The sequence below is a fragment of the Solimonas sp. SE-A11 genome, assembly GCF_030345715.1.
In the GTDB taxonomy this organism is placed as follows: domain Bacteria; phylum Pseudomonadota; class Gammaproteobacteria; order Nevskiales; family Nevskiaceae; genus Solimonas_A.
Genome location: NZ_JAUASX010000011.1, coordinates 1 through 19,028, shown reverse-complemented (window position 1 = coordinate 19,028; position 19,028 = coordinate 1). Strand labels below are relative to the sequence as shown.

The window sequence follows — 19,028 nt, the reverse complement described above, 5'->3', positions numbered from 1 at the left end:
TGATCCCCTGCCGGGGATCACCGGGCGAACTTTCAGCGCAGCTTCTCCAGCACCGCCTCGGCGGTAGCGGGAATCATCTCGGCACTGGCGGCACGGCGTTGCTTGTACTCGAACTGGGCGTTCGCCAGGCCCTTGTCGCCAATCACCACGCGGTGCGGGATGCCGATCAGGTCGGCATCGGCGAACATCGCGCCCGGACGCTGGCCTCGGTCATCCAGCGCCACCTCGATGCCCGCCTGCGTCAGCGCGGTGTAGAGCGACTCCGCCGCGTCCTTCACCGCCGCCGACTTGTCCATGCCGATCGGGCAGATCAGCACGCGGAACGGTGCGATGGCGTCCGGCCAGATGATGCCGTTGGCGTCGTGCGACTGCTCGATCACCGCCGCCGCCATGCGCGACACGCCGATGCCGTAGCAGCCCATTTCCGGCGTCACCGCCTGGCCCTGGGCGTCGAGCACCGACAGGCTCATGGCCTTGGTGTACTTCTGGCCGAGCTGGAAGATGTGGCCGCCCTCGATGCCGCGATAGAACTTGATCGTCCCCTTGCCGTCCGGGCTCGGATCACCCTCGCAGACCTGGCGCAGGTCGGCGGTCTCTGGCTCGGCGCAGTCGCGGCCCCAGTTGGCGCCCTTGTAGTGGTGGTCGTTGTCGTTGGCGCCGCAGACGAAGTCGGCGAACTCCACGGCGGCGTGGTCGGCGATCACCGGGATCGGGCAGCCGACCGGGCCGAGGTAGCCGACTTCGCAGCCGAAGGCCTTCTGCACGTCTTCCGGCTTGGCCATCTCGAAGGGGCTGGCGATCTTGGGGTGCTTGGCGGCCTTGATCTCGTTCAGCTCATGGTCACCGCGCAGCGCGATGCCGATCAGGCCACCATCGGCGGCCTTGACCACCAGCAGCTTGACCTTGCCGGTCAGCGGCACGTTCATGAACTTGGATACCTGCTCGCAGGTTTTCTGGCCCGGCGTGGAGACCTTCTCCAGCGCGGCAGAGGCCGCTGCGCGCGGCTGGCCGGAGGGGCGCGTCTCGGCGGCTTCGACGTTGGCGGCGTAGGTGCCACCCTCCGCCACCGCCAGCAGGTCCTCGCCGGAGCCGGCCAGGATGTGGAACTCCTCGGACAGCGCGCCGCCGATGTTGCCGCTGTCGGCCTTCACCACGCGGAAGTCGGCACCGACGCGCGTGAAGATGCGCGTGTAGGCCTCGCGCATGTTGTAGTACTCGCGACCCAGGTCCGCCGCATCCAGGTGGAAGGAATAGGCGTCCTTCATCAGGAACTCGCGCGCGCGCATCACGCCGAAGCGCGGGCGGCGCTCGTCACGGAACTTGGTCTGGATCTGGTAGAAGTTGATCGGCAGCTGCTTGTAGCTGCGGAAGTCCTGCTTGACGTGGTGGCAGATCACTTCCTCGTGCGTGGGGCCGTAGCAGAAGTCATTCTTATGGCGGTCCTTGAAGCGCAGCATCTCGGCGCCCATCACGTCCCAGCGGCCGGACTCCTGCCACAACTCGGCCGGCTGCACCGCCGGCATCAGCAGTTCCAGCGCGCCCGCCGCGTTCATTTCCTCGCGCACGATCTGGCTGATCTTGCTCAGGGTGCGCAGGCCCAGCGGCATCCAGCTGTAGAGGCCGGCACCGAGCTTGCGGATATAGCCGGCACGCAGCATCAGCTGGTGCGAGACGACCTCGGCATCGGCCGGGGTTTCCTTGGCGGTGTGCAGGGGGAACTTGGAAAGGCGCATTGGGTTCGATTTCTCTGTTGAGCCGCCAATTGTAGTCGCTGGCGGGCGACAAGGCTGCATTCTGGCTGTCATCCGGCCCTTCTACACTCTGCCGAGGGCTCCGGAAATTGCCGGATACCCTGCGATTCTCCTACAGCCCGCCCCCGGCCATGCGACCTAGAATTCTCGCGAAGTCCGACCGCTGCCCGACAAATCGGGGCTAAACCTCAAGAGTACGGACCGGGGAAAACAAAATGAACCGCACCACAATGGCCCTGTTCCTGGGCCTTGGCCTGCTTCTGGGCGGCTGCAGCCGCAGCGATCCGCAAAGCGCCGCCAACCCGCCGAATCCGCCCGAGCCGGAACAGCCGCCCACGGCGCCGGAAGGCTTGTGGCTGGCCGGCGACATGCACGTGCACGACGACCATTCCTCCGACGGCAGCCTGCTGCGCCAGCTGGGGGACGACAAGGGACCGGGCAACGTCTCCATCGCCGACCAGATCGCCCAGGCCGTGCGCATGGGCCTGGAATTCCTGCCGCTGACCGATCACCGCACCTACGACCAGCACTACGACCCCACTTGGGAGTCCGCCGACCTGCTGCTGATCCCCGGCGAGGAAGCCAACGGCAGCCCGCATGCCACCGTGCACGGCGCCACCGACACCATCGTCCAGGGCGCGCAGCCCGAGGGCCAGCCGGACTTCGTGCCGCTGCAGTGGAGCATCTGGGACGCCCACAGCCAGGGCGCAGTCTGGGTCACCGCTCACCCGGACGACGGCGTGTTCAAGGACGGCCAGCCCAATGCCCGAGGCAGCGCGCAGGGCGTGGATTCGATCGAGGCCTGGAACCGCGCCAGCAGCCCGGACATCGAGATCGACTACGGTGAGAACCGCTGGAACGCCGGCTTCCGCTTCGGCATCAACGGCGGCAGCGACAACCACTTCCGCGAGCTGTGGCTGCTGGCCGGCCCCGGCCAGCCGATCACCTCCGTGTTCGCCGCCGACCGCAGCGAGCGCGCCCTGCTGCAGGGCCTGTGGGGCGGCCGCACGCGCATCACCGAGTCGGCGCTGTCGCCGGAACTGACCCTGGAAGCCGACCTGCAGGACGACGGCGTGTTCGAGGCCATTTCAGGTGATGAGGTCATTGCCCCCGCCGGGCGCAAGGGCACGCTGCGCATCGGCATCCGCAACGCCCTGGGCACGCAGGTCATGCTGTACCGCTCGCCGGGCCGCAGCGCCGGGCCGCTGCAGACCTTCCGCCCCGGCCTGTTCGACGAGCAACACCTGGTGGAGATCGAGGTCGGTGCGGAACCGAGCTGGTACCGCCTGGAGGCGCGCGGCGCCGGCATCCCGGCCGGCATCAACCTCACCGAGATCCTGCCCGGTGGGCTGATCCCGTTCCTGGCTGAGATTCCCAACGCCCTGCGTGCCACCACCTCCCCCATCTTCATCTCCACCGCACCGGTGGAGGCGGAGCCCGAGATCCCGCTGCCGGCCGACAGCGGCAGCGACGACGGCGCCCTGCTGGCACTGGGCGCGCAAGGCCAGTTCGGCGGTTTCCCGGACCTGGCGATCAGCGAGGGCACCACCCACCTGGTGGCAGAGCTGCACGAGCGTGCCGCCACGCGCGTGGTCTACCGCAGCCGCAGCGGCAATCGCTGGAGCGAGCCGGTCAGCCTGGCGCTGGACTCCAACAGCGCGCGCTTCCCGCGCGTGGCGGCCCGCGGCCGGGACGTCTGGGTGGCCTGGCAGGATGAGATGGCCGGCCAGCGGCCGCGCCGTCCGGCGATCCGCCTGCGCCACTCCAGCGACGGCGGCGCCACCTGGCAACCGACGCAGACCCTGCGTGCCATCGAGGGACGTGCCGAACGCCCGGACCTCGCACTCGATGCCCAGGGCCGGCCGCTGGTGGCCTGGCAGGAAATCCGCGCGCAGCAGCCCTTCGATATCTGGGCCCAGCTGGTCGGCCTGGACGAGGAGCCGCGCAACCTGACGCGCGAGGGCAAGACCGTGCGCGCCGCATTGCTGGTGGATAGCCGCTCGGCACGCTACCCCGCCTCGGTGCGCCCGCGCGTTGCCGCCCGCGGCGACGGCCTGCTGGCCGTGAGCTGGCAGGACAACCGCACCGACCCCGATCCGCTATGGACCGGCGAGACCGGCCGCGGCGAAGGTACGGACCCGGACAACTGGCAGATCCAGGTGGCCACCCGCCCTGTGGGCGGCGACTGGACCGCATCGCTCAGCGTGGGCGCCGACGACCGCGCCGACCGCCACCCGGCCATCGCCTTCGACGGCCAGGGTCGCATCGTGCTGGCCTGGGACAGCAAGGAGCTGCGCTCCTCGGGCGTGAACACCGAAGTGCTGTCGGCGATTTCCGATGAAGAGCTGAAGACCTTCGGTGAGCCCTCGCCCATCGCGGCAGGCCCGGCGATGAGCCAGTACCCGGAACTGGGGGCCGCCGCCGACGGCAGCGTACGCGCCGCCTGGTACGACTCGCGCTCGGCCGACTGGCGCTGGCGCGTGATGACGGCGCGCCTGGTATCGGGCACATGGCAGGAGGCGAAACTGGTCAACTCGCGCGGTGTGAACACCTGGCCGGCAACGGATGGTGGCGCGATCGTGTTTGCGAGTACGCGCAATGCGCAGCGGATGCAGCGGGATCGGACGCAGCAGGTTTATTTGTTGGTGGGGCCTTGAGAGGCGTGTGATCTGATTTGGGGGCAGTCATCCAATCACAGAGCGCTGCCCCTCACCCCGACCCTCTCCCCGCCTGGCGGGGAGAGGGAGCCATACAGAGCACAAAAGGAGCTTCAGCGCCCCTTGAAGTTCGCCTCACGCCGCTCGACGAAGGACTGCACGCCTTCCTTCGCGTCCTCGCTGGCCATGATCGGCTGCAGGTCCGGCATCAGCGCGGCCACGGCCTGGGCGAAGCCCTTTTCCATGGTGATGCGCGAGGACTTGAGGCTGGCGTAGACGCCCAGCGGCGCCTGCTTGGCGACGCGCTGCGCGATCTCCAGGGCGCGGTCGAACTGCTGGCCGGCGGGCACCACTTCCTGGGCCAGGCCGATGCGGTGGGCCTCGGCGGCGTTGAATTCGTCGCCGGTGAGCAGGTAGCGCTGGGCATTGCCCCAACCGAACTCCTGCACCATGCGCACGGTGGCGCCGAACACCGGGTAGATGCCGCGCTTGATCTCGATCTGGCCGAAGCGCGCGTCGTCGCCGACGACGCGGATGTCGGCGGCCAGCGCCAGCTCGATGCCCGAGGTGAAGCAGATGCCGTGGATGGCCATCACGATCGGCTTGTTGAGGCGACGATCCGGCGTCAGACCGCAGGGATCGCACTGGTGCGGCGCGAAGTCCAGCCACTTGCCGGCGGAGAAGGTGTTGCCCCAGGTGGGCAGTTCCAGACCGGCGTGGAAGTGCTTGCCGTTGCCATGCACCAGGCCGACACGCAGCTCGGGGTCGGCATTGAGCTGGCCGTAGGCGTCGGCCAGTTGCATGAACATCTCGAGGTCAAAGGCGTTGTACTTCTGCGGACGGTTGAAGCCGATCAGCAGCACGTGGCCGCGCTTCTCGGTGATGATTTTCTGCTCGGACATCGGGGGTCTCCTCCAGTATTTTTATGGTTGTACCGGTAGGAGCCAGCTTGCTGGCGACACGCAGTTTCGTGTCGCCAGCAAGCTGGCTCCTGCAAAAGGCTATTCAGTCCCGGATCTTCAGCACGCGCTCGCGCGGCTCGGTGCCCACGCGCTGCCAGGCCCGCATTTCCAGCACGCCCTTGGTGGACAAGGAGATCACCAGGTGCACGGCATCCGCATACGGGCTGGCGCGGAAATCCTCGGCCTTGGGCTCGGCGGCCTGGGCGGGGTGCGAGATGACGTAGGCCCAGAGACCCAGGCCGCGGCCGTCCAGCGCGAAGCGCGCGGCCTGGATGTCGCCGCTGGCGTGTACCACCTGGGTCTCGGGCTGCGGCGCGCCGTTGCGCAGCTGCATGAAGGCCACGGGGCCATCGCTGTCGCAGCCGACCACGCCGGCGGTGCGGTTCGGCGCGGCGTTCTGGGCGGCGGCGAGGATGCGCAGGGCCAGGCGGCGCGGCAGGATCAGGGCAGCTTCAGTGACCATCTTGTTGTGCTCCACACACAGGGCAGTTGGGATCGCGCGTCATCTTATGCGAACGCCACCTCATCTGGCGCGCGTCCCATACCTGCAGACGCCCGGCCTCGCCGATTCCCAGCAGCAGTTGCAGCGCCGCCAGGGCCTGCATGGCCCCGATGGAGCCCACCACGGGACCGAGGATGCCGGCCTCCTCGCAGGTCTCGGCGGCTTCGCCGCTGTCCGGATAGAGGCAGGCGTAGCAGGGGCCGCCGCGGCGCAGGTCGAACACGGCGAGCTGGCCCTCCATGCGGATGGCGGCACCGGACACCAGGGGTTTGCGCGCGGCGACGCAGGCGCGGTTGATGGCGAAACGCGCGGGAAAGTTGTCGGTGCAGTCCAGCACCACGTCCACGGTGGGCACCGCCGCTGGCCAGGACTCGGCGTCGGCCAGCTCGATCTCCACCTCGGGGTTCAGCGCCGCCAGTTGGGCACGGGCGGCCTCGGTCTTGGCGCGGCCGATGTCCGCCTGGCGGTAGAGCAGCTGGCGCTGCAGGTTGCTGGCCTCCACGCGATCACGGTCCGCCAGCACCAGGCGGCCAAGGCCGGCGCCGGCCAGATAGGAGGCGGCAATGGAGCCGAGACCACCCAGGCCCACGACCAGCGTGCTGGAGTCGCGCAGCAGCTGCTGGCCGTTGACGCCGACCTCCGGCAGGATCACCTGCCGCGCATAGCGGGCGAAGTTGCTCAAGGCTGGCGGGCTCCAGTGGCGCGTTCCTGGCCGCCCAGGTCGCGGCGGGTGGCGATATCGGCCATGCCGGCCTGCCGCAGCAGCCCGCGCACGGCCTCGCCCTGATCATAGCCGTGTTCCAGCAGCAGCCAGCCACCCGGGCGCAGCAACGCCGGCGCGGTGGCCACGATCTCGCGCAGGCACTGCAGGCCGTCGGCACCGTCGGTGAGCGCGGACAGCGGCTCGTGGCGCAAGGCCGGCAGGTGCTCGTCGCCGGCGCGGATGTAAGGAGGATTCGAAACGATCAGGTCGAAGACTTCGCCCTGCAAGGGCTCGCTCCAGTGGCCCTGGCGGAACTGCACGCGCTCCAGGCCCAGGTCGGCGGCGTTGGCGCGAGCCACGGCCAGGGCTGCAGGCGAGGCGTCGGTGGCGATCACCTCCGCTTCGGGCCGCTCGCTGGCCAGGGCCAGGGCGATGGCGCCGCTGCCGGTGCCCAAGTCGGCAATACGACTCTTTTGCTCACCCAGAATTTCCAGCCCCCACTCCACCAGAAGCTCCGTCTCCGGGCGCGGCACCAGCACGGCCGGGCTGACCTTCAAGGTCAGCGTCCAGAAGCCCTTCTCGCCGGTGAGATAGGCTACCGGCTGCTGGTTCACCCGGCGCGCCACCAGTTCCTCGAAGGCTTCGGCATCCGACAAGCGCAGTGTCTCGCGCAGGCGCGTGAACAGCTGGCCGCGGCTCAGGCCCAGCTGGTGGGCCAGCAGGATCTCGGCGTCCTGGCGCGGGCTGTCGCTGGCGGCGTCGATACGCTGGGTCGCCCAGGCCAGCGCCTCGGTCAGGGTCACTCGCCGATCTCGGCCAGCAGCTCGGCCTGGTGCTCCGCCAGCAGCGGCTGGATCACCGGGTCCAGGTCGCCCTGGATCACGCGCTCGAGCTGGTAGAGCGTCAGGTTGATGCGGTGGTCGGTGACGCGGCCCTGCGGGAAGTTGTAGGTGCGGATGCGCTCGGAGCGGTCACCGCTGCCGACCAGCTTCTTGCGCTCCGCCGCCATCTCGGCGGACTGCTTGGAGCGCTCGGCGTCGATCAGCCGTGCCGACAGCCACGCCATGGCCTTGGCGCGGTTCTTGTGCTGCGAACGCTCTTCCTGGCACTCCACCACCACGCCGGTCGGGATATGGGTGATGCGGATGGCCGACTCGGTCTTGTTGACGTGCTGGCCGCCGGCGCCGCCGGAGCGGAAGGTGTCGATCTTCAAGTCGGCCGGGTTGATGGTGATCTGGCTTTCCTCGATCTCCGGCAGCACCGCGACGGTGGCGGCGGACGTATGGATGCGTCCCTGCGCTTCGGTCTCGGGCACGCGCTGCACGCGGTGTGCGCCGGACTCGAACTTCATCTGCGAGTAGGCGCCGAAGCCGTCGATGCGCGAGATGATTTCCTTGAAGCCACCATGCTCGCCTTCGCTCAGCGACAGCACCTCCACGGTCCAGCCGCGCCCTTCGGCCCAGCGCGAGTACATGCGGAACAGGTCGCCGGCGAAGATCGCGGCCTCGTCGCCGCCGGTGCCGGCGCGGATTTCCAGGAAGACGTTGTTGTTGTCCAAGGGGTCCTTCGGCACCAGGTAGCCCTGCAGGGTCTTCTCCAGGGCGGCCAGGCGCTCCTGCGCGGCCGGCAGTTCCAGCTCGGCCATCTCGCGCAGCTCGCGGTCGGACTCGTTGCGCATGTCGAGCAGGCCCTCGATCTCCTTGCCGGTGTCGCGGTAGCCGGCATAGGCCTCCGCCAGCGGGCCGAGCTGGGCATATTCCTGCGACAGGCGACGGAACTTGTCGACGTTGCCGATGACATCCGGGTCCGACAGCTCACCGGCAATTTCTTCACGGCGCTCGGCAAGGCCTTCCAGCTTGGTCAGTAGGGATGCTTTCATTTTCGAGGGTGACGGGAATGGGCTGCCGTCCGGCGGATGCCGGCACGGCCGCAGGGCCGCTAGGCCTGGTCGTCGGGGAGATCGAACAGCTTGCGCGCGGCGTTCAGCAGCAGCGCCTGTTCGACGGCGTCGGCGCGCTTGAGCGCGCTGGACGGGGCATGCAGCAGCTTGTTGGCCAGGGTGTCGGCGAGGAAGGCCATCACGTCTTCCGGCTTCTCGCCGGAGGCGAGCTTGCGCCGGGCCTTGTCCAGCACCTCGTCGCGCACGCCGCGGGCGCGGGCGCGAATCTGCTGGATGGTGGCGCCGGCGTCGCGGGTCTCGAGCCAGCGGCCGAACTCCAGGGCCTGGGACTGGATCAGCACCTCGGCCTGCTTGGCGGCCTCTTCGCGCAGCTTGAGGTTCTCCGTCACCACGGCGCGTAGGTCGTCCACGGTGTAGAGGTAGATGTCCTCGAGGTCGGCGATGCGCGGGTCGATGTCGCGCGGAACGGCCAGGTCGATCATGAACACCGGCTTGCGGCGGCGGCTCTTGACCGCGCGCTGCATCACTTCCTTGTGCAGGATGGTGCCGCGGGCGGCGGTGCAGGAGACGATCAGGTCGGCGTCCGCCAGGTAGCCCGGCAGATCGTTGAGGCTGATGGCGTAGCCATGGACCTCTCGGGCCAGCTTCTCGGCGCGCTCCAGGCTGCGGTTGGCCACCACGATGCGGCCGACGCCGTGCTGCTGCAGGTGCCGCGCCAGCAGCTGGGTCATCTCGCCGGCGCCGATCAGCAGCACGGTCTGGCCGGAGAGGTCGGCGAAGATGCGGCGCGCCATCTGCACGGCGGCGTAGGCCACCGACACCGGGTGGGCGCCGACCTGGGTCTGGTTGCGCACCAGCTTGGCGACCGCGAAGGTGTGCTGGAACAGGCGGCCGAGCACCGGGCCCAGGGAGTTGATCTCGCTGGCCAGGGCGAAGGTCTGCTTCATCTGTCCCAGGATCTGGGGCTCGCCCAGCACCATGGAATCCAGGCCCGAGGCTACCCGCAAGCTGTGGGTGACGCTGCCCAGGTCGCGGTGAGAGTAGAGGTACTTCTCGATGTAGCCCTCGGGGGCCTGGCGCTCCCGGCGCCACCACTCCAGCAGGCGCGACTCCTCGCTCAGCTCCGCCACCGCCATGATCTCGGTGCGGTTGCAGGTGGACAGGATGGCGGCCTCGTTCACGCCCGGCAGGGCGCGCAGGCGCGTCAGGGCCGCCGGCAGGTCGGCTTCTGCAAAGGCCAGGCGCTCGCGCGCCTCGACCGGCGCGAGATGGTGGCTGAGACCCAGTGTGATTAAGGCCATGGGGCTACCGAAAACGATTCCGCAATTTTAACGGTTTCGCGACTCCGCTGCCTGGACACCGCCCCCCGGCAGGACGGACGGGCACGGATCACGGACTGAACCCCGGCGGAGTGATAATGTCTGTGATCCATCGCCCGCGCCGGTTTTTCCCGTGATTTCCAGAACTTTCCCGATGCAACTCCTGGGCCTTTCGGCCCTCCTGCTGGTCTCCGCACAGGCTTTGGCGGCGGAACGCCCCAGGGCGCCGGCGCAAGCCGCGCCCTTCGACTCCCAGCAGGCCAATGTGCAATTCCACGTGATGGCCGGCGAGATGGCGGCCAATCGGCAGCAGCCGGGCGTGGCAGCCCAGGAATTCCTCAAGGCCCTGGCCATCACCCCTGACCCGGACCTGGCCCAACGCGCCACCCAGCTGGCCCTGCTGGCCAAGGACATGGGCCTGGCCATGCAGGCTGCCCAGCGCTGGCTGGTGGTGGAACCGAGTGCCCTGGAGGCCCGCGAGGTGATCGCCCGGCTGGCACTGGAGGCCGGCGACAAGGCCGAGGTGCAGCGCCAGGCCCAGGCCATCGTGGACGGCCACGCCGGCGGACGGGACGACGGCTACCGCCATGTAGCCCTGCTGCTGGCACAGTCCGGCAACGAGCACGGCCCAATCTCGCTGGAGATCATGCGCCAGCTCACCGAGAAGGAACCCAAGCGAGCCGGCGCCCAGCATGCGCTGGCCCTGGTGGCCCTGCGCTACGAGGATCTGCCGCTGGCCGAGACCTCGGCCCGCAAGGCAGTGGAGCTGTCCAAAGGCGCCGAAGAGGAGACGCTGCTGCTGGCCGGCGTGCTGGTGCGCCAGAAGAAGCTGGACGAGTCCGGGGCGCTGATCGACAAGCTGGCCGGCGGGCCCAAGGGCCCCACCATCCGCTATGCCTATTCCCGACTGCTGCTGGAGGCCGACCAACGCGATGCGGCGCGCAGCCAGCTGCAGAAGGCGCTGGCCGCCAACCCGAAGATGGACGAGGCCCGCTTTGCGCTGGGGGTACTGGCTGTCAGCGACCAGCAGTACGCAGAGGCCGAGAAGTACCTGCAGCCGCTGATGCAGGGCGAGCGCGTGCAAGAAGCCGCGCTGCAGCTGGGCCGCATGGAAGAATCGCGCAAGAACTGGGACAAGGCGCTGGACTACTACGCCAAGGTCACCAACGGCATGCCGGCCGTGGAGGCGCTGATGCGCCGCGCCTCGGTGATGGCCGAGAATGGCCAGCTGCCTGCGGCGCGCTCGCTGCTGGCGCAGGCTCGCGACCAGCTGCCGCCGCTGGGCCCGCGCTTCTACCGCGCCGAGGCCGAGATCCTGCTCGAGGCCAATGCCAACGAAGAAGCCCTGAAGCTGCTCGACGAAGCGGTGAGCGACTACCCGGATGACGGCGACCTGATCTACAGCCGTTCGCTGGTGCATGAGCGCCTGGGCCAGCTGCCGCTGGCGGAAAAGGACCTGCGCAGCCTACTGGCGCAGGACCCGGACGACGCGCGCGCGCTCAATGGCCTGGGCTACATGCTGCTGGTCCACACCCAGCGCCTGGACGAGGCCACCGAGATGATCCGCCGCGCCCACGAGCTGGAGCCGGACGACGCCGCGATCATCGACAGCCTGGGCTGGGCGGAATACAAGCGCGGGCGCCACCAGGAGGCGCTCACCTGGCTGCAACAGGCCTACGATAAGTTTCCGGACCCCGAAGTCGCCGCCCACCTGGGCGAGGTGCTGTGGGTCCTGGGTCAGAAGGAGCGCGCCCGTGAAATCTGGGACAAGGCCCTCGCCGACGACCCGGCCCACCGCGTGCTGAAAGAGACGGTGCAGCGGCTCACCCGATGAGGCTCGCATGGTGCGGCGTGGCCGCCGCCAGCCTGCTGGCAGGCTGCGCCCTGTTCACGGGTCCGGACATGCCGCAGCAACCCTCCGAGGCGCGCTGGCAGGAACGCAAGCTGGCGCTCGAGCGGATCGACCGATTCAACCTGCAGGCCCGCGTGGCCAGCAGCGGCAGCCTGGGCATGAAAGGCGACCTGCGCTGGCAGCAGAACCCGGACGACAGCTTCGACCTGCGCGTGGCGGGGCCCTTTGGCGTGGGCGCACTGAGCATCGCCGGCAGTCCCACGATGGTGGAGGTGCGCAGCCGCGAGGGCATCCAGGTGACAGCCGACCCGGAGGCCTGGCTGAAGCGCAAGCTGGGCTGGACCTTGCCGATCGCCGGTCTGCGCTACTGGGCGCTGGGACTGCCCGCCCCCGCCCTGCCGGCCCGGATCGAGCTGGATGGCGAGGGTGAGATCGCGGTGCTGGAGCAGGATGGCTGGCGCCTGGAATACGACGAGTACCAGCCGGCCGGCCCGGTGACGCTGCCGCGCCGCTTCCAGCTGGCCAGCCCAGAGGTGACGATCAAACTGGTGGCCGACCGCTGGGATGGGCTACCAGGTGCCGAGGCGGCGCCGGCCGCTGCCGCCATACAATAGGCGTGACGGCCGGAGACGGACCTCCCGCCCCACATATAATCAAGACCCATGACTTTTGCCCCCTTCACCAACGAATTCCCCTGGCCGGCCCCGGCCAAGCTGAACCTGTTCCTGCATGTCACCGGCCGCCGCAAGGACGGCTATCACGAGCTGCAGACCCTGTTCCAGTTCCTGGATCACGGCGACAGCCTGTTCTTCGTCCCCCGCGGCGACGGCAAGGTGGTCCGCCAGAACATCCTGCCGGGCATCGACCCGGAGCAGGACCTGGCGGTGCGCGCCGCCCGGTTGCTGGGCAAGCTCAGCGGCGCCGGCCTGGGCGCGGACATCCGGATCGAGAAGCACCTGCCGATCGGCGGGGGGCTGGGTGGCGGCTCCAGCAACGCCGCCACCACCCTGGTGGCGCTGAACCGCCTGTGGAACACCGGCTTCACCACCGCCGAGCTGGCCGATATCGGCCTGCAGCTGGGCGCCGACGTGCCGGTCTTCGTGCGCGGCCTGGCCAGCTGGGCCGAGGGCGTGGGCGAGCGCCTCGCGCCGGTCGAAATGCCCGAACCCTGGTACCTGGTGGTGGTGCCGGACGTGTCGGTCAGCACCCAGGAAATCTTCCAGGCGCCCGAGCTGAAGCGGGATTGCCCCCGCGTGACCCTGGACGACTACCTGGCCGGCCGCACCGGCAACGTCTGCGAGCCGGTCACCGCCGCCCGCTACCCGCAGGTCAAGGCTGCCCTGGACTGGGCGCGCGGCCACGGCCCGGCCCAGATGTCCGGGACCGGCGCCTCGGTCTTCCTCAGCTTCACCGAACGCGCGCTCGCCAGCGCCGCCCAGAAGCAGGTTCCGGCGCAATGGAAGAGTTTTGTTGCGCGTGGGCTGAATCGATCACCGCTCACCGGTATAATGCGCGGCCTGTGACGCTGGGGCGTCGCCAAGTGGTAAGGCAGCAGGTTTTGATCCTGCCATTCGATGGTTCGAATCCATCCGCCCCATCCAACTTTCTTCCTTTCTTCCTATAGCCAGGATCGACGGGGCGCTGCATGAACTCCTATTCCGACAGCGCCACCGCAGAGGCGAACGTTTACATGGCCGACTCCAAGCTGATGCTGTTCTCGGGTAATGCGAATCCCAAGCTTTCGCAGGACATTGCCAATTACCTGAAGCAGCCGCTGGGGCAGGCGGTGATCTCGCAGTTCTCCGACGGCGAGATCCAGATCGAGATCCAGGAGAATGTCCGCGGCAAGGACGTCTTCGTGATCCAGCCGACCTGCGCTCCGACCAATGACAACGTGATGGAACTGCTGCTGATGCTGGACGCGCTCAAGCGCGCCTCGGCCGGCCGCATCACGGCGGTGATCCCCTACTTCGGCTACGCCCGCCAGGACCGCCGCCCGCGCTCGACGCGCGTGCCGATCTCCGCCAAGGTCATTGCCGACATGATCGGCGAATGCGGTGCCAACCGCGTGCTGACCGTGGACCTGCACGCCGACCAGATCCAGGGCTTCTTCGACGTCGCCGTGGACAACGTCTACGCCAGCCCCGTGCTGCTAGGCGAAATCTGGCGCCAGAAGTACGAGAACCTGATCGTGGTGGCCCCGGACGTCGGCGGCGTGGTCCGCGCGCGCGCCGTGGCCAAGCGCCTCGACGACGCGGACCTGGCGATCATCGACAAGCGCCGCCCCAAGCCGAACGAGTCGCGCGTGATGAACATCATCGGCGACGTCAGCGGCCGCACCTGCGTGCTGGTGGACGACCTCGCCGATACCGCGGGCACTCTGTGCAAGGCCGCCGAGGCCCTGAAGGAAGCCGGCGCGATCAAGGTGGTGGCCTACATCACCCACCCGGTGCTCTCGGGCCCGGCGATCAGCAACATCAGCAAGTCGGTGCTCGACGAGCTGGTGGTGACCGACACCATCCCCCTCTCCGAAGCCGCCAAGGGCTGCCCGAAGATCCGCCAGCTGTCGATCGGCGGCCTGCTGGCCGAGACCATCCGCCGCATCAGCGCGGAAGAGTCGGTGAGCTCGCTGTACGTGGACTAAAGGCCTGAGTCGAAGGCCTCCGAAAGCCCCTCCTCGCGAGGGGCTTTTGTTTTTTCCGGGCCAAGATCATCCCCCTTTGCAGGAGCCAGCTTGCTGGCGACTCGCCGCTTCAAGTCGCCAGCAAGCTGGCTCCTATAAGTCATGCCGCATGTCACAACCGCATGGGCTGCCTCGTCTTGTCCGTGAACCCCCTTCACATCGGAGCAAACGAGCAATGCGAAGCCTGATCCTGTCCGCCCTCGGCCTGGGCCTGTTGGCCAACGGGCTGTACATGCTGCTGGCGCCGGCCGCCTGGTACCCGGCAGTGCCCGGCGTCAGCGCCACCGGCCCCTTCAACCCCCACTTCGTCCGCGACATCGGCGCGGCCTACATCGTGGCCGCTGGCGGCCTGCTGGCCACGGCGCGCTGGGCGCAGGCCTGGCCGGCGGCGATCGCCGGCAGCAGCTTCCTGCTGTTGCATGCGCTGGTGCACGTCTTCGACGCCCTGCAGGGCCGCGTGGCGGTGGATCACCTGATCAATGACGCGCTGCTGGTGCTGGCCCCGGCCCTGGCGGCGCTGGCCCTGTCCTGGCCGCGCCAGGCGGCCACGGCCGGCCGCCACGGCTGAGGAGAAGCTGACATGATCAAGAGCCTCATCAACCGCCAGATCTCGAAGTTCGAGCGCGCGTACGATTACGACATGTCCTATGCCCGCGATCTGCTCGAAACCGACCTGAGGGCCCTGATGGCCTTCAATAAGGTCATGCCGCTGGGGCGGTATCGCCGCGACCTGCCCATGGACGCCTGGTTCGCCGCCAAGCTCGTGGGCACCATGAGCGAGGACTGCGGACCCTGCACGCAGTTGGTGGTGCGCATGGCCGAGGAGGCCGGCGTACCGGCGGCGACGCTGCGCGCCATTGTCGGGCGCCGGCCGGAGCAGTTGCCGGACGACGTCCGCCTGGTCTACCGCTTCGCCGAGGCCTCTCTGGCACATGCCCCGGAGGCCGATTCGCTGCGCGAGCAGGTCCTGCAGCGCTGGGGCCGGCAGGCGCTGGTTTCCATCGGCTTCTCGCTGGTGGCGGCACGCATGTTCCCGACGCTGAAGTACGCGCTGGGCTACGGCAAGACCTGCGTGCGCGTGGAAATCGGCGGCCAGGCGCAGGCCGTGCCGCAGACCGCCTGAGGCCGCCGTGTCCGCCAGCCTGCAGCCCGATCCCGCCGCCAGCTTCGAGCCCCACCGCGGCTCCCTGCTGGGGCTGGCCTACCGCATGCTGGGCTCGCGCGCGGAAGCGGAGGACGTGGTGCAGGACGCCTACCTGCGCTGGCATGCCACGGACCGCTCCGTGGTGGAACAGCCGCGGGCCTTCCTGGGCCGCACGGTGACGCGGCTGTGCCTGGACCAGCTGAAGTCCGCGCGCATGCAGCGCGAGGAATACGTGGGCCCCTGGTTGCCGGAGCCGCTGCTGGATGACGCGACGCTGGCGCCGGACGCGGCCGGCGAGTACGCCGACGACCTGTCGGTGGCGCTGCTGCTGACGCTGGAGCGGCTGTCGCCGCTGGAACGCGCGGCCTTCCTGATGCATGACGTCTTCGACCTCGACTACCCCGAGGTGGCGCGCACCCTGCGCCGCAGCGAGGACGCCTGCCGGCAGTTGGCATCGCGCGCCCGCAGCCAGGTACGGCGCGAGCGGCCGCGCTTCCGACCTTCCGAGGAAGAATCGGCGCGGCTGACGCAGGCTTTCGTCATGGCCCTGGGCAGTGGCGACCTGGAGGGACTCAAGCGAATCCTGGCGGACGACGCGGTGTTCTACTCCGACGGCGGCGGCAAGGTGCCGGCGGCGCTCAAGCCGGTGGTGGGGCCGGAGCGCATCGCGCGCTTCCTGACCGGGCTGGTGCGCAAGCCCAAGATCGCGCGGCGCCTGATCTCCGGCCCGCTGAACCTGCGGCTGGCCAGCATCAACGGCATGCCGGGCATCCTGCTCTACATGTCCGGGCGCCTGAACCAGACCTATGCGCTGGACATCCAGGACGGGCGCATCGTGGCGATTTATGTGACCCGCAATCCGGAGAAGCTGGCCCGCCTGCAGCCCGCCGGGCAGGCCTGAACTCGCGGCGCGGGGCCGGTTCCAGTACAATTTGCCCCCTTCCGTCTGGTCGCGGGCGGAAGCCCATTGATTTTCCGAGAGATTTCCATGAAACAGAATTTCACCGTCATCGCCGAAACCCGTGCAGACGAAGGCAAAGGTGCGAGCCGCCGCCTGCGTCGCCTGGGCAAGGTGCCCGCCGTCATCTACGGTGGCAAGGACAAGGCCCTCAGCGTTTCCGTCTCGCACAACGAGATGTGGAAGGCCCTGAAGGTCGAAGCCTTCTACTCGCATATCCTGACCCTGACGCTCGACGGCCAGTCGCAGCAGGTGGTGCTCAAGGACCTGCAGCGTCACCCGGTCGACGAGACCCTGCTGCACATCGACTTCCAGCGCATCCTGGCCGACCAGATCCTGCGTCGCGCCGTGCCGCTGCACTTCAAGGGCGCCGATGTGGCCCCGGGCGTGAAGATCGGCGGCGGTATCGTCGAGCACCACCTCAACCAGGTGGACGTCGAGTGCCTGCCGAAGGACCTGCCGGAGTACCTGGAGATCGACCTCTCGGGCCTGGAACTGAACGATGCGGTGCACCTGTCGCAGATCAAGCTGCCGGAAGGCGTGTCGCTGGCCGAACTGAAGCATGGCAACGACCAGAGCGTGGTCGTGATCCACCTGCCGCGCGCCGCCAAGGAAGAAGAAACTGCCGCCCCTGCTTCCGCCGAGGTCCCGGCTGCGAACCAGAAGGCTCCGGACGCCAAGGCCGCTGCCGCCGCTCCGAAGGCTGCTCCGAAGAAGAAGTAAGTTCGTCTGCACTGAACAGACCCGTCCGTCCGCATTGGCCGGACGGGTTTTTTATTGAACCGCCATGTCCTCCCCCGCCCTACGCGCTGTCATCGGTCTCGGCAATCCCGGGCCGGACTACGCGCGCACGCGCCATAACGCCGGCTTCTGGTTCGCCGACGAGTTGGCGCGCCGCTACGGCGGCACGTTCCGGGTGGAGCCGAAGTTCCATGGCGAGCTGGCGCGGGTGAAGATCGCCGGGCAGGACATGCTGCTGCTCAAGCCCTCTACCTACATGAACCGCAGCGGACAGGCGGCTCAGGCGCTGGCGCAGTTCTACAAGATCGCACCGGCCGACCTGCTGGCCGCGCACGACGAACTGGACCTGCCCGTGGGCACGATGAAGCTCAAGTCCGGCGGCGGTCACGGCGGCCACAATGGCCTGCGCGACCTGCACAAGGTGTTCGGCGAGGGCTACCAGCGCCTGCGCGTGGGCATCGGTCATCCGGGCGACAAGAGCCTAGTGCACAACTACGTGCTCAACCGCCCTTCCAAGGCGGACGAGGACGCCATTCTCAACGGGATCAGCCTCGCCGCGGATGCGCTCGAGACCTGGTTCACCAAGGGTTGGGAGCGGGCGCTGACCCAGCTCCACACCGCCACGAAATAAGCGAAGCAAAGGATCACCATGGGCATCAAGTGCGGCATCGTCGGTCTCCCCAACGTCGGCAAGTCGACCCTGTTCAACGCGCTGACCAAGGCGGGCATCGCGGCGGAAAACTATCCCTTCTGCACGATCGATCCCAACGTGGGCATCGTGCCGGTGCCGGACCAGCGCCTCGAGGCGCTGTCGGCCATCGTCAAGCCGCAGCGCATCGTGCCGACCACGGTGGAGTTCGTGGATATCGCGGGCCTGGTGGCCGGCGCCAGCAAGGGTGAAGGCCTGGGCAACCAGTTCCTCGGCCACATCCGCGAGACCGACGCCATTGCGCACGTGACGCGCTGCTTCGACAACGACGACGTGATCCACGTGGCCGGCAAGCCGGACCCGATCCGCGACATCGAGATCATCAACACTGAATTGGCGCTGGCGGACCTGGACAGCGTGACCAAGGCGGTGGACCGCATCGCCAAGACCGCCAAGGCCGGCATCAAGGAGGCGGTGGCCAAGCACGAGCTGCTCAAGCGCGTGCAGGCCCACCTCAACGACGGCAACCCGGTGCGCTCGCTGGCGCTGGAGCCAGAGGAGAAGGTGCAGCTGCGCGAGTTCTCCTTCATCACTGCCAAGCCGGCGCTGTACATCGCCAACGTCGACGAGGCCGGCCTGCAGAACGGCAACGAGTACCTCAAGCGCGTGCAGGAATACGCGGCCAAGGAGGGCTCCGAGGTGGTGCCGGTCTGCGCCGCGATCGAGGCCGAGATCGCGCAGCTGGACGATGCCGACAAGGCGGCCTTCCTCGCCGACCTGGGCCAGGAAGAGGCCGGCCTGGATCGCGTAATCCGCGCCGCCTATTCGCTGCTGGGCCTGCAGACCTACTTCACCGCCGGCGTGCAGGAAGTGCGCGCCTGGACCGTGAAGGTGGGCGCCACCGGCCCGCAGGCGGCCGGCGTGATCCACACCGATTTCGAGAAGGGCTTCATTCGCGCCGAGGTGATCGGCTACGGCGACTACATCCAGTTCAAGGGTGAGCCGGGCGCCAAGGAGGCCGGCAAGTGGCGCCTGGAAGGCAAGGAGTACATCGTGCAGGAAGGCGATGTGATGCACTTCCGCTTCGCCAACGTATAGCACCCTATGGACATGCACCCGGTGAATGTCATTCTATGGACATTCACCGGGGCGTAGACAGGGTACGTGCATTTCCCGGGTGGAGGCTTATAGCTATTAAAGAGCCTAA

At 68.4% G+C, this 19,028-nt stretch carries 18 protein-coding genes and 1 tRNA gene; 12 read left to right on the top strand and 7 right to left on the bottom strand.

The window, feature by feature from the left end; all coding sequences use genetic code 11:
- Positions 1-32 precede the first annotated feature (32 nt).
- On the bottom strand, positions 33-1,733 hold the full coding sequence (locus QT386_RS13380; protein WP_289274276.1) for a proline--tRNA ligase: 1,701 nt from the start codon (positions 1,731-1,733) through the stop codon (positions 33-35).
- A gap of 233 nt (positions 1,734-1,966) precedes the next feature.
- Between QT386_RS13380 and QT386_RS13375 the strand changes: the two genes are divergently transcribed.
- A complete protein-coding gene (locus QT386_RS13375; protein WP_289274275.1) occupies positions 1,967-4,408 on the top strand; it encodes a CehA/McbA family metallohydrolase in 2,442 nt (813 codons plus the stop codon).
- Between the two features lie 113 nt (positions 4,409-4,521).
- On the opposite strand, the gene QT386_RS13370 is transcribed toward QT386_RS13375, so the two are convergent.
- The 6 genes from QT386_RS13370 to hemA form a co-directional block, all read right to left on the bottom strand.
- Positions 4,522-5,310 carry a crotonase/enoyl-CoA hydratase family protein gene (locus QT386_RS13370; protein WP_289274274.1) on the bottom strand — a complete coding sequence of 263 codons (789 nt, stop codon included), beginning with the start codon at positions 5,308-5,310 and terminating at the stop codon, positions 4,522-4,524.
- A 103-nt stretch (positions 5,311-5,413) separates the two neighbouring features.
- Positions 5,414-5,833, bottom strand: a complete 420-nt coding sequence (locus QT386_RS13365) for a Mov34/MPN/PAD-1 family protein (RefSeq protein ID WP_289274273.1) — start codon at positions 5,831-5,833, stop codon at positions 5,414-5,416.
- Positions 5,823-6,554 carry a molybdopterin-synthase adenylyltransferase MoeB gene (locus tag QT386_RS13360; protein WP_289274272.1) on the bottom strand — a complete coding sequence of 244 codons (732 nt, stop codon included), beginning with the start codon at positions 6,552-6,554 and terminating at the stop codon, positions 5,823-5,825. The genes QT386_RS13365 and QT386_RS13360 overlap by 11 nt, the downstream gene beginning before the upstream one ends.
- Complete coding sequence (prmC, locus tag QT386_RS13355; RefSeq protein ID WP_301334314.1) at positions 6,551-7,372, bottom strand: peptide chain release factor N(5)-glutamine methyltransferase; 822 nt, start codon at positions 7,370-7,372, stop codon at positions 6,551-6,553. The genes QT386_RS13360 and prmC overlap by 4 nt, the downstream gene beginning before the upstream one ends.
- Before the next feature lie 2 nt (positions 7,373-7,374).
- Complete coding sequence (gene prfA / locus QT386_RS13350) at positions 7,375-8,454, bottom strand: peptide chain release factor 1 (RefSeq protein WP_289274270.1); 1,080 nt, start codon at positions 8,452-8,454, stop codon at positions 7,375-7,377.
- A 59-nt stretch (positions 8,455-8,513) separates the two neighbouring features.
- Positions 8,514-9,776, bottom strand: a complete 1,263-nt coding sequence (gene hemA, locus QT386_RS13345; RefSeq protein WP_289274269.1) for a glutamyl-tRNA reductase — start codon at positions 9,774-9,776, stop codon at positions 8,514-8,516.
- A 172-nt stretch (positions 9,777-9,948) separates the two neighbouring features.
- On the opposite strand from hemA, the gene QT386_RS13340 reads away from it, so the two are divergent.
- The 11 genes from QT386_RS13340 to ychF all read left to right on the top strand — a co-directional run bounded on the left by QT386_RS13340 (position 9,949) and on the right by ychF (position 18,919).
- On the top strand, positions 9,949-11,628 hold the full coding sequence (locus QT386_RS13340; protein WP_289274268.1) for a tetratricopeptide repeat protein: 1,680 nt from the start codon (positions 9,949-9,951) through the stop codon (positions 11,626-11,628).
- Complete coding sequence (lolB, locus tag QT386_RS13335; protein ID WP_289274267.1) at positions 11,625-12,260, top strand: lipoprotein insertase outer membrane protein LolB; 636 nt, start codon at positions 11,625-11,627, stop codon at positions 12,258-12,260. Before QT386_RS13340 ends, lolB begins: the two co-directional genes overlap by 4 nt.
- Positions 12,261-12,308: 48 nt before the next feature.
- Positions 12,309-13,169 (top strand): 4-(cytidine 5'-diphospho)-2-C-methyl-D-erythritol kinase, encoded by an 861-nt coding sequence (gene ispE / locus QT386_RS13330; RefSeq protein ID WP_289274266.1) that lies wholly within the window; start codon positions 12,309-12,311, stop codon positions 13,167-13,169.
- A gap of 3 nt (positions 13,170-13,172) precedes the next feature.
- A tRNA-Gln gene (locus QT386_RS13325) sits at positions 13,173-13,247 on the top strand.
- A gap of 89 nt (positions 13,248-13,336) precedes the next feature.
- Entirely contained in the window at positions 13,337-14,290 is a 954-nt protein-coding gene (locus QT386_RS13320) for a ribose-phosphate diphosphokinase (RefSeq protein WP_367401440.1), read from the top strand.
- 214 nt (positions 14,291-14,504) lie between these two features.
- A complete protein-coding gene (locus tag QT386_RS13315) occupies positions 14,505-14,897 on the top strand; it encodes a hypothetical protein (RefSeq protein WP_289274264.1) in 393 nt (130 codons plus the stop codon).
- A gap of 12 nt (positions 14,898-14,909) precedes the next feature.
- Positions 14,910-15,452 (top strand): hypothetical protein, encoded by a 543-nt coding sequence (locus QT386_RS13310; protein WP_289274263.1) that lies wholly within the window; start codon positions 14,910-14,912, stop codon positions 15,450-15,452.
- 7 nt (positions 15,453-15,459) lie between these two features.
- The gene (locus QT386_RS13305) at positions 15,460-16,374 is read left to right on the top strand and encodes a sigma-70 family RNA polymerase sigma factor (RefSeq protein WP_289274262.1); all 915 of its coding nucleotides are present in this window, start codon (positions 15,460-15,462) and stop codon (positions 16,372-16,374) included.
- Positions 16,375-16,461: 87 nt separating this feature from the next.
- Positions 16,462-17,154: a 50S ribosomal protein L25/general stress protein Ctc gene (locus tag QT386_RS13300; RefSeq protein ID WP_289274261.1), complete on the top strand. Its 693-nt coding sequence runs from the start codon at positions 16,462-16,464 to the stop codon at positions 17,152-17,154.
- 64 nt (positions 17,155-17,218) lie between these two features.
- A complete protein-coding gene (gene pth / locus QT386_RS13295) occupies positions 17,219-17,803 on the top strand; it encodes an aminoacyl-tRNA hydrolase (protein WP_289274260.1) in 585 nt (194 codons plus the stop codon).
- Between the two features lie 18 nt (positions 17,804-17,821).
- Positions 17,822-18,919 (top strand): redox-regulated ATPase YchF, encoded by a 1,098-nt coding sequence (gene ychF / locus QT386_RS13290; protein WP_289274259.1) that lies wholly within the window; start codon positions 17,822-17,824, stop codon positions 18,917-18,919.
- Positions 18,920-19,028: the final 109 nt, after the last annotated feature.

What these genes read in the sequence shown, in the direction of transcription:
- QT386_RS13365 (WP_289274273.1), bottom strand. Translation starts at nt 5,833, where the DNA reads ATGGTCACTGAAGCTGCCCTGATCCTGCCGCGCCGCCTGGCCCTGCGC.
- QT386_RS13315 (WP_289274264.1), top strand. Translation starts at nt 14,505, where the DNA reads ATGCGAAGCCTGATCCTGTCCGCCCTCGGCCTGGGCCTGTTGGCCAAC.
- prfA (WP_289274270.1), bottom strand. Translation starts at nt 8,454, where the DNA reads ATGAAAGCATCCCTACTGACCAAGCTGGAAGGCCTTGCCGAGCGCCGT.
- pth (WP_289274260.1), top strand. Translation starts at nt 17,219, where the DNA reads ATGTCCTCCCCCGCCCTACGCGCTGTCATCGGTCTCGGCAATCCCGGG.
- hemA (WP_289274269.1), bottom strand. Translation starts at nt 9,776, where the DNA reads ATGGCCTTAATCACACTGGGTCTCAGCCACCATCTCGCGCCGGTCGAG.
- QT386_RS13310 (WP_289274263.1), top strand. Translation starts at nt 14,910, where the DNA reads ATGATCAAGAGCCTCATCAACCGCCAGATCTCGAAGTTCGAGCGCGCG.
- QT386_RS13380 (WP_289274276.1), bottom strand. Translation starts at nt 1,733, where the DNA reads ATGCGCCTTTCCAAGTTCCCCCTGCACACCGCCAAGGAAACCCCGGCC.
- QT386_RS13370 (WP_289274274.1), bottom strand. Translation starts at nt 5,310, where the DNA reads ATGTCCGAGCAGAAAATCATCACCGAGAAGCGCGGCCACGTGCTGCTG.
- lolB (WP_289274267.1), top strand. Translation starts at nt 11,625, where the DNA reads ATGAGGCTCGCATGGTGCGGCGTGGCCGCCGCCAGCCTGCTGGCAGGC.
- QT386_RS13340 (WP_289274268.1), top strand. Translation starts at nt 9,949, where the DNA reads ATGCAACTCCTGGGCCTTTCGGCCCTCCTGCTGGTCTCCGCACAGGCT.
- ispE (WP_289274266.1), top strand. Translation starts at nt 12,309, where the DNA reads ATGACTTTTGCCCCCTTCACCAACGAATTCCCCTGGCCGGCCCCGGCC.
- ychF (WP_289274259.1), top strand. Translation starts at nt 17,822, where the DNA reads ATGGGCATCAAGTGCGGCATCGTCGGTCTCCCCAACGTCGGCAAGTCG.
- QT386_RS13320 (WP_367401440.1), top strand. Translation starts at nt 13,337, where the DNA reads ATGGCCGACTCCAAGCTGATGCTGTTCTCGGGTAATGCGAATCCCAAG.
- QT386_RS13300 (WP_289274261.1), top strand. Translation starts at nt 16,462, where the DNA reads ATGAAACAGAATTTCACCGTCATCGCCGAAACCCGTGCAGACGAAGGC.
- QT386_RS13375 (WP_289274275.1), top strand. Translation starts at nt 1,967, where the DNA reads ATGAACCGCACCACAATGGCCCTGTTCCTGGGCCTTGGCCTGCTTCTG.